Source organism: Euryhalocaulis sp. (genome assembly GCF_013911995.1).
Classification (GTDB): domain Bacteria; phylum Pseudomonadota; class Alphaproteobacteria; order Caulobacterales; family Maricaulaceae; genus Euryhalocaulis; species Euryhalocaulis caribicus.
The window spans coordinates 51044-62311 of the sequence record NZ_JACESD010000011.1 but is presented as its reverse complement, the minus strand read 5'-3'; the positions used below and the strand labels follow the sequence as shown (position 1 = coordinate 62311).

Annotated in this window: 11 protein-coding genes; 7 read left to right on the top strand and 4 right to left on the bottom strand. The window is 64.8% G+C overall.

The window, feature by feature from the left end:
* Nucleotides 1–98: 98 nt before the first annotated feature.
* From H2040_RS04780 to H2040_RS04770, 3 genes are all read right to left on the bottom strand, one after another.
* Nucleotides 99–416 carry a hypothetical protein gene (locus tag H2040_RS04780; protein ID WP_022698329.1) on the bottom strand — a complete coding sequence of 106 codons (318 nt, stop codon included), beginning with the start codon at nucleotides 414–416 and terminating at the stop codon, nucleotides 99–101.
* 965 nt (nucleotides 417–1381) lie between these two features.
* On the bottom strand, nucleotides 1382–1903 hold the full coding sequence (locus tag H2040_RS04775) for a hypothetical protein (RefSeq protein ID WP_287155087.1): 522 nt from the start codon (nucleotides 1901–1903) through the stop codon (nucleotides 1382–1384).
* Nucleotides 1904–2160: 257 nt separating this feature from the next.
* Complete coding sequence (locus H2040_RS04770; protein ID WP_287155085.1) at nucleotides 2161–2949, bottom strand: SDR family NAD(P)-dependent oxidoreductase; 789 nt, start codon at nucleotides 2947–2949, stop codon at nucleotides 2161–2163.
* 152 nt (nucleotides 2950–3101) lie between these two features.
* Between H2040_RS04770 and H2040_RS04765 the strand changes: the two genes are divergently transcribed.
* The 4 genes from H2040_RS04765 to H2040_RS04750 all read left to right on the top strand — a co-directional run bounded on the left by H2040_RS04765 (nucleotide 3102) and on the right by H2040_RS04750 (nucleotide 6731).
* Nucleotides 3102–4334 (top strand): EAL domain-containing protein, encoded by a 1233-nt coding sequence (locus H2040_RS04765; RefSeq protein WP_022697139.1) that lies wholly within the window; start codon nucleotides 3102–3104, stop codon nucleotides 4332–4334.
* A gap of 41 nt (nucleotides 4335–4375) precedes the next feature.
* Complete coding sequence (locus H2040_RS04760) at nucleotides 4376–5239, top strand: TIGR01459 family HAD-type hydrolase (protein ID WP_287155082.1); 864 nt, start codon at nucleotides 4376–4378, stop codon at nucleotides 5237–5239.
* A gap of 113 nt (nucleotides 5240–5352) precedes the next feature.
* A complete protein-coding gene (locus H2040_RS04755; RefSeq protein ID WP_022697136.1) occupies nucleotides 5353–5784 on the top strand; it encodes a MaoC family dehydratase in 432 nt (143 codons plus the stop codon).
* 14 nt (nucleotides 5785–5798) lie between these two features.
* Complete coding sequence (locus H2040_RS04750) at nucleotides 5799–6731, top strand: bifunctional riboflavin kinase/FAD synthetase (protein WP_287155079.1); 933 nt, start codon at nucleotides 5799–5801, stop codon at nucleotides 6729–6731.
* Here the strand turns inward: H2040_RS04750 and H2040_RS04745 are convergent.
* Entirely contained in the window at nucleotides 6728–7003 is a 276-nt protein-coding gene (locus H2040_RS04745) for a hypothetical protein (RefSeq protein WP_287155077.1), read from the bottom strand. The genes H2040_RS04750 and H2040_RS04745 overlap by 4 nt on opposite strands.
* Nucleotides 7004–7203: 200 nt before the next feature.
* Between H2040_RS04745 and ileS the strand changes: the two genes are divergently transcribed.
* The 3 genes from ileS (at nucleotide 7204) to H2040_RS04730 (ending at nucleotide 11210) form a co-directional block, all read left to right on the top strand.
* Nucleotides 7204–10134: an isoleucine--tRNA ligase gene (gene ileS / locus H2040_RS04740; protein WP_287155075.1), complete on the top strand. Its 2931-nt coding sequence runs from the start codon at nucleotides 7204–7206 to the stop codon at nucleotides 10132–10134.
* Nucleotides 10127–10615 (top strand): signal peptidase II, encoded by a 489-nt coding sequence (lspA, locus tag H2040_RS04735; protein ID WP_051122699.1) that lies wholly within the window; start codon nucleotides 10127–10129, stop codon nucleotides 10613–10615. Before ileS ends, lspA begins: the two co-directional genes overlap by 8 nt.
* Nucleotides 10616–10685: 70 nt before the next feature.
* Nucleotides 10686–11210: a DUF3035 domain-containing protein gene (locus H2040_RS04730; protein WP_022697131.1), complete on the top strand. Its 525-nt coding sequence runs from the start codon at nucleotides 10686–10688 to the stop codon at nucleotides 11208–11210.
* The last annotated feature ends 58 nt before the right edge of the window (nucleotides 11211–11268 follow it).

Genomic DNA, 11268 nt, shown 5'->3' with positions numbered 1-11268 from the left:
GTCATGAGGTTTCCGGGCGCTGTTCAGAAGAAATGAAAGCGCAGCCTGCAACCTCAAGCCCGGTTCAGATCAAGAGGGGCCAAAGAAAAAAAACGTCCCTAGCCTTCCGACATGCAGGCGGCGGGCGCGGTGACCATGATCATGCTGGCGGCCGTCGCCTCCGACACGCTGAGATCGCGCTGCAGGCCGTCCGCGCGGTCATTATCGCCCGACAGGCTGGCGGCGAGGAAGTCATAGGCGTCGTCGGAGAGGTCGCCGGCGGCCTTGCGCTCGATACAGGCGCAGACGCCCTCGCCCAGTCCCAGATTGTCTTCGCAGGCCGTGGCGATGGGACCGGCGGGCGTGCCCTTGGTAACGGTGTCGCAGGCGGCGAGCGCGAAGGCGGCCAGAGCGGCGGCGGCAAGTATTCGGGTCATGGCGGCTTCCCCCTTGGAAATATCGAGTGGCTGGAGAAGCTCTCCGGGCCGGGTTTGGTTCCCGTGACGTCCCTCGCCCCGCAAGGGGGAGAGGGTTTTGAGCGCCCAAGGCGCGTAAGCGGCTTGGCTTTGCGCGAAAGGGAGAGGGGGTCCTGGGAGGGTTGCGCGTAGTCGTCTGACCACCCCTCTCCCATTCAGTCATCCAAAGCCCTTCGGCCTTTGGGACTTCATTGCCCTCTCCCCTTCTTAAGGGGCGAGGGTGAAATAGCTCTGGCTCCGCGCGGAAAAATCCGGCGGAGGGATGGGGGGGTGCGGCGCGCTATCCGTGAAGGCGCAACATGCCGTTCAAGGATAGAAGGCATTGCATGCGGGTGCGTCTTACGAAAGAGCGCGCCGCGCGGCGTCTGTTCCTGCCTGACCGGCTGGGTTTGCGGCCGTTTTCCTCCGCAGTTCCCGGCGACAGGCCGGAAACGGTATGCGGAAGGTCAAATCCGCCCCGGCTCCGGCGCCGCATCCGACCGTCCCTTGATGACCAGCTAGCAAGGCCCCTCATGACGGCGAACAGGGAGGATTATGGGGGCGGCGCGGACCCGGTCTGATATTTTGTGGTTTGTCCCCCTATTTTGTCATCCCGCACAAGGCGGAGCCGCGATGCGGGATCCAGGCAAAGCTTGCGCTCTTGTCCGCCTGGATCCTTAAATCAAGTCCGGGATGACAATGGTGGGTGACGAGGAGGGCGCGTTGCCTTCTGTGACGGCCCTTCGAGACGCCGCGCCTGAAGGCGCGGCTCCTCAGGGGAAGACTTATGCTGAGGGTAGCGGTTATTACCGTTCAGCTGACCCAGACCCAAGCCTGAGGAGCCCGTCAGGGCGTCTCGAAGGCGGGGTTCAGAAGACGAAACTTCCTCCGGAAATTCGCGAAACTGTCCCCTAGAAACCGCTCTCCGGTGTCAACGCTGGAGAGCGTTAGCCCTGTTTCCCAAGAGAATATTTTTTATTGAAGGCCTTCTGACATTTCGGCGGTTGTTCTTCCCTAGGTTTATGCGGGGCCATCAACCAGCAAGCCGACAAAGTCTCTTCGGTATTGTTCCAGTCAGTCCTTCTCGCAGCGTTCCGAAATTTCTTGAGACAGACCTCTCTCCTAGCGATCCGGAATTCATTTATTGCGTCCAGATCCGGTGACTCCCCGCTCAGACCTGCATCCAGCGCTTCGGGGCTAAATGCTGTCGATGGGCTCAATGGGTCCACATAAAGAGCAAAGCATTGCGGGCGGGTATGCGCTAAAAAACCCCACCAGAACGGCGCGTTCCCGTGCAGAGCCGTCTGCTTTAACGCGAAAAACGTGGAAGAACGAAACGCACCTATCTCCGCATGGAGGCCGCCCTCCGTAGCGAACGTCTGCAAAGTATCTTCGAGGTTCCCAGAAAGTCTTTCGTTTTCTCCACCAAAGGCTTCACGAATGGCGTCTGCACAGACGTCATTCTGCAAGCTATCTCGCGCATCAATCGCGGCCGCTCGATATGAAGCAGCAAGTCCGGCAAGAATATAACGTGCAGCGGCGTCGCAATCGCCAGATTGGATTGCTGCGGCATAGCGCTTATCCCACTCCTCGTGAGGGCCGGTATGCTGCAGAGCAATAGCGAAACCTGCTGCGTAAACGAGAACCCAGAGGAGGATGCATGCCGCGACTACAGTCGCGAGAAACGCTCCGCTTAGTCGCAGTATGAATCGCCAATCAAAGATAACTAGAACCCGCTCTCCGCGATATCCACGCCGCCGTCGATGACCAGGGTCTGGCCGGTCATGAAGGCGCCGGCGGGGGAGGCGAGGAAGACGGCGGCGCCGGCGATCTCGTCCGGCATGCCGATGCGCTTGAGCGGGGCCTTGGAGGTGACCTGTTTGAGGATCTCGGGGTTTTCCCACAGGGCGCGGGCGAAATCGGTCTTGATGAGGCCGGGCGCGATGGCGTTGGCGCGCACGCCTTTGGGGCCGAATTCGGAGGCGATATTGCGGGCGAGCTGCATGTCGGCGGCCTTGGAGATGCCATAAGTGCCGATGACCGAGGAGCCCTGAACGCCGGTGATCGAGGAGATGATGACGATGGCGCCCTCGCCGCGCTCCGCCATTTCGGGCAGCACCATCTGGCTGAGCCAGTGATTGGACTTGATATTGTTGGAGAGGACCTTGTCGAAGGCCTCGTCGTCGATTTCCAGCATCGAGCCGAAATGCGGGTTGGAGGCGGCGTTGCAGACCAGAATGTCGATCTTGCCCCACTTGGCGCGGGTCTCGTCCACAAGGCGCTGGAGGGCGTCCTTGTCCGAAATATTGGCCGGGATGGCGATGGCGGCTTCGCGGCCCTCTTTTTCGTTGATGGCGTCGACCACTTCCTGACAGGCGGGCGCCTTGCGGGAAGAGACGACGACATTGGCGCCGGCGGCGGCCATCTGTTCAACGATGGCGCGGCCAATGCCGCGGGAAGAGCCGGTGACGACGGCGACTTTGCCGGAAAGATCGAAAAGACTGGACGCGGACAAGGGCGGCCTCCCCATTTTTCTTGATTGGCTGTTCGTGTTGCGCCGCACCCTAAACCGCATGGGGGCGCTGACAAGAGAATATGGTTAACGCTCTATAAAGCAGGGCATGGGACAAGCGTGGCAGAGTCCTGTTCATCACACGGAATCCGCCGATGCCGCGCCTGATCGATATTCTGCTGACCCTGACCTATTCGATGGCGTGCTGCGTGGGCGCGCTGGCCCTGATGCGGATTTTCGGGGTGCCGCCGGTGGGCACGATGATCGTGGCGGCGGCGGGCATATTGCTGTGCCTGCAGCTTCATCTGGCCGGGTCCAGCAACAGTTTCCGCCATGACGTGCGCAAGGATATCGCCAAGCTGCGCAAGGAGCAGACGCGGCTGGAGAAGGCGGCGACGGAAACCGCGGCGCGCCTGAAGGAAATCACCGAGGATTTCGCGGTGCGCGGCGAGGAGCGCGAGCGCGCGCTGGTCAGCGAGATGAAAGTTATAGAGACGCTGATCGAGCGCATGGGCGAGCGGATGCCGGCGGGCGGGGCCGCGCGGCGCCCGGCGAGCGGCGGGGCGCCGAATGAGGATATGCTGTCCGTAGTGCGCGAGGCGCTGCAGGAGAACCGGGTGGATCTGTATCTGCAGCCCATCGTCTCGCTGCCGCAGCGCCGGGTTTCCTTCTATGAGAGCTATACGCGGCTGCGCGATGCGTCGGGCCGGGTGGTGATGCCGGGCGAATTCCTGAAGGTGGCCATGGATGCGGGCCTGATGACGGCCATCGACAATCTGCTGCTGTTCCGCTGCGTGCAGATCGTGCGGCGGCTTTCGGCCAAGGACCGCCAGACGGGGGTGTTCTGCAACCTGTCCCCGGAATCGCTGGAAGACCCGGATTTCTTCCCGCAATTCATGGATTTCATGCGGCAGAATTCCGACCTTTCCAGCTCCCTGATCTTCGAGATCGGGCAGGATTCCTTCCTGCGGCGCAGCCCGGAGGCGGCGCGCAACATGGCGCGGCTGGCCGATTTCGGCTTCCGCTTCTCCATCGACCACGCCACGGACCTGTCCGCCGACTTTGCCGACATGCGCCGGGCCGGCGTGAAATTCTTCAAGGTGCCGGGCGAGATCCTGGTCGAGCGCCTGCTGGGCGGGGCGGAGATGATGGACGTGTCGCCGGAAGACTATGTCGGCCACCTGGCGCGCTTCGGCATCGAGCTGATCGCCGAGAAGATCGAGACCGAGGCCACGGTCGTGGAAATCCTCGACCTCGACGCCGCGTTCGGCCAGGGGCATCTGTTCGGCGAGCCGCGCCCGATCCGCGAGGACGCGCTGACCGAGACCCACGCCCCCATCGCCACGCCGACCCATGCCGATATTCCGCGCGCGGCGGCGATGCACTGACCCGCATTGATATTGTCATGCGGGGCGGCTAACCCGCCCCCATGAGCCTTCCCCGACCCCTGCCCCGGCTTCGAGACGTTGCGGGCGATTACGACGCCCTGATGTGCGACATCTGGGGCGTGATCCATAATGGCCGCGACGTGTTTGATGAGGCGATCGAGGCGATCCGCCGGTTTCAGGAAACGCGGGGGCCGGTGGCGCTGATCTCCAACTCTCCGCGCCCGTCTTCGGAAATCCCGGCGCAGTTCGCGCAGCTGGGCGCGCCACGCGATATCAGCGACCTGATCGTGACCTCCGGCGACGCCACGCAGGACGAGCTGAAACATCGCGCGCCCGGGCCGGCCTACAAGCTGGGCCCGGCGCGGGACGAGCCGATCTATGACGGCACCGGGCTGGACTTTGCCGGGATCGACAAGGCGGCGTTCATCTCCTGCACCGGGCTGGTGGACGATGCGACCGAGGGGCCGGAGGATTACCGCGAACTGCTGAGCCGCGCGGCGGAGCGGGGCCTGCCCATGGTGTGCGCCAATCCCGACATCGTGGTGCAGCGCGGCGATGCCACGATCTGGTGCGCGGGGGCGCTGGCGCAGCTCTATGAAAAGCTGGGCGGCGAAGTGGTTCTGGCCGGCAAGCCGCATGAGGCGATCTATCGCCTGACCTTCGAGCGGCTGAACGAAACGGCGGGGCGCGCCGTGCCGCGGGAGCGGATCCTGGCCATCGGCGACAGCCTGGGCAACGACATCGCCGGGGCGAACGGGCAGGGCGTGGACGCGCTGTTCATCGGCGGGGGAATCCACGGCGCGGAAGTCAGCAGCGCGGCGGGCGTAGATATCGACGCGCTGGACCGCAAACTGAAAGAGCGCGGGCTGACCGCGCGCTATGCGGCGGCGGCGCTGGCCTGGTAGGGCGGCGCCGCTTCATTGCGCCGCGCGCGGGCTGCGTTAAAACACCGCCCCAGCCGCAGCAATTTGAAAAGCCGGCGAGTCATAACGCCGATGCTTTAAGAGGGGGACGCGCCTTGGAGCAGCCCGAGTACAAATATCTGGAAGACCTGGAAGTCGGCCAGACGGCCGAGTGGGACGCGCTGGTCGACGAAAAGGCTGTGAACGCCTTCGCCGAGCTGACCGGCGACCGCAACCCGGTCCATGTCGACGAGGAATACGCCAAAACCACCGTTTACGGCACGCGCATCGCGCACGGGGCGCTGACGGCCTCCTATATCTCCGCCGTTCTGGGCAATATCCTACCCGGACCGGGGGCGATCTTCACGGGGATGGAGCTGCGCTTCCGCCGCCCGGTGCCGGTCGGCTCCGACGTGAAAGCGGTGGCCGAGGTTGCCGAGATCAACGAGAAGACGCGGCGCGTGACCATGAAGGTGAAGTGCCTGGCCAATGGCAAGCCGGCGGTCTCCGGCATCGCGCACGTGGTCGTGCCGCGCCGCGAAGGCTAGAGCGGACCCCGCCGTTGAACGCCGCCGCGATACAGGTTCACCGGGGCTGGACGGGCCTGCCCGATGCGGCGCGCGGATGCGCCGTGGCGCTGGGCAATTTCGACGGCGTCCATAAGGGCCACCGCGCGGTTCTGGCCGCCGCGGCCAAGGAGGGCGCGCCGCTGGCCGCCGCCGTGTTCGACCCGCATCCGCGCCGCTTCTTCGCGCCGGATTCCCCGCCCTTCCGTCTGTCCAGCAACGCCATGCGCGCAGAATTGCTGGACGCGGCGGGCGCGGACCATCTGTTCGCCCTGCCCTTCGACGAGGATTTGCGGGAAACCGCGCCGGAAGCCTTTGCGCGGGACATTCTGAGCGAAGGACTGGGCGCGGTGCGCGTGGCGGTGGGCGAGGATTTCCGCTTCGGAAAGGACCGCGCGGGCGACGTGGCGGCGCTGGAAGCCTTCGGCAGGCAATACGGGTTCGAGGTGGCGGCGGTCGCCCCGGTCGAGGCCGGCGGGGGCGTGGCCTCCTCCACCCGCGTGCGGGACGCGCTCAAGGACGGCGACGTGGCGCTGGCAACCGAAATTCTGGGCCATGACTGGCGGATCGACGGCGAGGTGATCGGCGGCGACAGGCTGGGCCGGGAGCTGGGCTGGCCCACGGCGAATATAGAGATGGGCGACTATCTGCGCCCGTTGCACGGCGTCTATGCCGTGCGCTGCCGCATCGACGGCGAAGAGGCGTGGCGACCGGGCGTGGCGAGCCTCGGCCTGCGCCCGACCGTGGAAGGCAAGGACGAACGCTTCGAGGTTCATTTGTTCGACTTCTCAGGCGATCTCTACGGCAAGCGCGTGGAGACGGCCTTCGCCGGCTTCATCCGCGGGCAGGAAAAGTTCGACTCGGTGGACGCGCTGGTCGCGGAAATGGAGCGCGACGGCGAGAAGGCGCGGGCTTTGCTGAACGCCTAGTGCCTGGTCGTCATGTCGATGACGCTGTGCATCAGGCGGTCGACATGGTCGGCGACGATGTCGCGGGCGGCCTCGTTCTGCTCGTCGGTGAGGTTGGGGGCGTACCACATGGCGACGTCGCGGCGCGTGACCTGGGCCAGACGCTCCATCCATTCCTCGTGATCCCTGGGCGCGGACATCACCACCAGGCGCATCAGGATATGCTCCATCGCGACCACTTGCAGATTGAGGCGGGTGAGCTGGTCGGTGATCTCGACTTTCTTGTCAGCCATGGCGCGGCGCCCCTGTCAGCCGTTTGAAGGCCTGTCAGCTTGCCGGATTCCCGGCGGCTTGGTAATGCCCTTCCACGATGACTGCGTATCGCCTCATTCCGGACTGCATCCGAATTACCCGCCCGGCCCGCTGACTCTTTCGCGGCGCCGGGACGCCTTATACGCTTTGCCTGACAATCTGAGACGTTATTAAGACCGCTATGAGCGACACGCCTGACAATAAAGAGGGCGCGCGGGACTACCGCGACACCCTGTTCCTGCCCAAGACCGATTTTCCCATGCGCGCCGGGCTGCCCAAGAAGGAGCCCGAGTGGCTGCAGCGCTGGGACGACATCAAGCTGTACGAGCGCCAGCGCGAGGAATCGAAGGGACGGCCGCAATTCGTCCTGCATGACGGCCCGCCCTACGCCAATGGGCATATCCATATCGGCACGGCGATGAACAAGATCCTGAAGGATTTTGTCGTCCGCTCGCGCCAGATGGCGGGTTATGACGCGCCCTACGTGCCGGGCTGGGACTGCCACGGCCTGCCAATCGAGTGGAAGGTCGAGGAAGCCTACCGCGCCAAGGGCCAGAACAAGAACGACATCCCGATCAATGAATTCCGCGCCGAGTGCCGCGCCTTCGCCGACAAGTGGCTGGACGTGCAGCGCGAAGAGTTCAAGCGGCTGGGCGTGAACGGCGAATGGGACCGCCCCTACACCACGATGGCGTTCGAGGCCGAGGCCGTGATTGTCGAGGAATTCCTGAAATTCGCGACCTCCGGGATGCTGTATCGCGGCTCCAAGCCGGTGATGTGGTCGCCGGTGGAGCAGACCGCGCTGGCCGAGGCGGAGGTCGAATATCGCGACCATGTCTCGCCCACCATCTGGGTGAAATTCCCGGTGGTGAACGGGCCGGAAGCGGTGGTCGACGCGGACATCATCATCTGGACGACGACGCCCTGGACGATCCCGGCCAACAAGGCGATCTCCTATGCCGACGACATCGCCTATGGCCTCTATGAGGTCACGGCGGTCGACGATTCGGATTTCCAGCCCTGGGCGGCGCCGGGCGACCGCCTGCTGGTCGCCGACAAGCTGTGGGACGAGGTCGCCGCCGCGGCGAAGATCACCGGGTCCACGCGCATTCAGGACGTCGACCCGTCCGGCCTGGAATGCGCCCACCCGTTCCGCGATTATCAGCCGGACGAGGCGCACGGCCACTGGAATTACGCCGTGCCGCTGCTGGAAGGCGATCACGTCACCGACGATGCGGGCACGGGTTTCGTGCACACCGCGCCGGGACATGGTCAGGAGGACTACGCCGTCTGGCGCGCCCACGGCCATCACGAGATCCCGCAGACGGTCGGCCCGGACGGGCGGTTCTATGACAGCGTGCCGCTGTTCGGGGGCGACGAGATCATCCGCACCGAGGGCAAGAAGACCGGCCAGTTCGGCCGCGCCAATGACAATATCATCAAGGCGCTGATCGAGGCGGGCCGCCTGCTGGCGCGCGGACGGATGGAGCATTCCTATCCCCATTCCTGGCGCTCCAAGGCGCCGGTGCTGTTCCGCAATACCGAGCAGTGGTTCATCGCGCTGGATGACGAGCATGGCCTGCGCGAGAAGGCGCTGGAGGCGATCGGCGCCACGAAATGGACGCCGAAACAGGCCGAGAACCGCATCACCGCGATGGTCGAGGACCGGCCCGACTGGCTGATCTCCCGCCAGCGGGCGTGGGGCGTGCCGCTGACCCTGTTCGTGCACAAGGATAACGGCCAGTATTTGCGCGATCCTGACGTCAATGAACGCATCCTGGACGCGGTGCGCGCGGGCGGCGCGGACGCCTGGTTCGACACCTCGCCGGCGGAGTTCCTGGGCGACGCCTATAACGCCACCGAATGGGAGAAGGTGACCGACATCCTGGACGTGTGGTTCGATTCCGGATCCACCCACGCTTTCGTGCTGAAGCCGTGGGGCCTGAAATGGCCGGCGGACCTGTATCTGGAAGGCTCCGACCAGCATCGCGGCTGGTTCCAGTCCTCGCTGCTGGAATCGTCCGGCACGCGCGGGCGCGCGCCCTATGATGCGGTGCTGACGCATGGCTTCGTGATGGACGGCGAAGGGCGCAAGATGTCCAAGTCGCTGGGCAATGTGATCGCGCCGGAGGAAGTGGCGAAACAGTATGGCGCGGAAATCCTGCGCGTCTGGGTCGCCTTCTCCGACTTTACCGACGATCTGCGCATCGGGCCGGAGATCATCCAGTCGGCGGCCGATTCCTACCGCAAGCTGCGCAACACGCTGCGCTATCTGATCGGCGGTCTGGACGGGTTCGAGCAGTCCGAGCGCGTGGCGCGGGACGAGATGCCGGCGCTGGACCGCTGGGTCCTGCACCGTCTCTCGGAGCTGGATGGGACGGTGCGCGAGGCCTATGCGGCCTATGACTACAAGCGCGCCTTCTCCGCCCTGTTCAATTTCTGCACCATCGACCTTTCGGCCTTCTATCTGGATGTCCGCAAGGACGCGCTTTATTGCGATCCGCTGGATTCGGTCCGCCGCCGCGCCTGCCGCACGGTGATGGACGCGGTGTTCGACCGGCTGAGCGCGTGGCTGGCGCCGCTGATGCCGTTCACGATGGAGGAAGTCTGGCTGTCCCGCTTCCCGAGCGAGGACGACAGCGTGCATCTGCGCCTGTTCCCCGAGACTCCGGACGGCTGGCGCGATGAGGCGCTGGCCGAAGACTGGAAGCTGTTGCGCCGGATGCGGCGCGTGGTGACCGGGGCGCTGGAGGTGGAGCGGCGCGAGAAACGCATCGGCGCATCGCTGGAAGCCGCGCCGACCGTGCATATCGCCGACAAGGCCTATCTGGACGCCATCGAGCGCCAGCGCGGCGAGGCGGGCGCGGACGCCTTCCTGGCCGATCTGTTCATCACCTCTCAGGCGAAGCTGAGCGAAAAGGCCGCGCCAGAAGAGGCGTGGCGCGACCCGGAAGAAACGGCGGACATCGCCGTGGTTCCGGGCAAGGCCGAGGGCGTGAAATGCCAGCGGTCATGGAAATATTTCGACCCCTCCACCGCGGAGCCGGACTATCCGGACATCACGCCGCGCGACGCCGAGGCGGTGCGGGAATGGGACGCGGCCCATGGATAGGATCAAGCCCCCGATGCTGGGCGGGCTTATCGCCGCGGCCATCATTATCGCCGACCAGATCGTGAAGATGTGGATCCTGTATGGCATCCAGCTTCCCATCCGCCGCACGATCGAGGTGCTGCCGTTTTTCAGCCTGACCATGGTGGAAAACCGGGGCGTGAGCTTTGGCATGTTCCAGGCCGACGGGATTGGCCGCTGGCTGCTGTCCGCGTTCGCGCTGGGCGTCGCCGCCATGCTGGCCTGGTGGCTGCGCCAGACGGAGCGGCGGACGCTGGCGCTGGGGCTGGGGCTGGTTATCGGCGGGGCGATCGGAAACCTGATCGACCGCGTGACGCGCGGCTACGTGATCGATTTCTTCGACTTTTCCGACCTTTATTTCCCTTACGTCTTCAATGTGGCGGACGCCGCGATCTCTATCGGCGTCGCCTTTCTTCTGCTGGATTTCGTGCTCAATAATGACGAGACGGAAAAGAAGGCCTGAAACCTCTCTTGGCCGCACCCGCCGATCTCGGCTAGAACACCGGACGACTTAATTCTGCAAGGCCGCTGATATGAAACGCTTCCTGCTTCTCCTTCCCGCCCTCGCCCTGGCGCTGCCGGGCTGTTCGAGCCTGTCCCGGGCCGTCGGCGGCGGCAAGGCCAAGCCCGACGAGTTCGCAGTGGTCACCAAGCCGCCGCTGGTGGTGCCGCCGGAATATAATCTGCAGCCGCCGCGTCCGGGCGAAACGCGCGAACAGGCGACCAACCAGCAGGCGCAAACCGCGCTGCTGGGCGCGCAGAGCGTGGCCGACGCCTCCGACGCCGAGCAGGCGCTGGTGGCGCAGGCGGGCGGGCTTTCGACCGACAACTCCGTGCGGGTCGAGCTGGACCGCGAGGTTTCCGGCATCACCTACAAGCAGCGCAGCTTTGCCGACCGCATCCTGTTCTGGCGCGGCAATGGCGCAAGCGGCGACACGACCGCGCTGGATTCCGAGGAAGAAGCCGAACGTCTTGAGAAAATCACCGAGGCGACGGGCGGCGGCGAGGTCGAAATCGAGCGCCGGCGCGGCGTGGTTTCCAAACTGCCGGGCCTCTAGGATTCATCTGACAACAATTTCTGTGGGCGGCGCGGCGCGCCGCCCTTGATCGAATCGC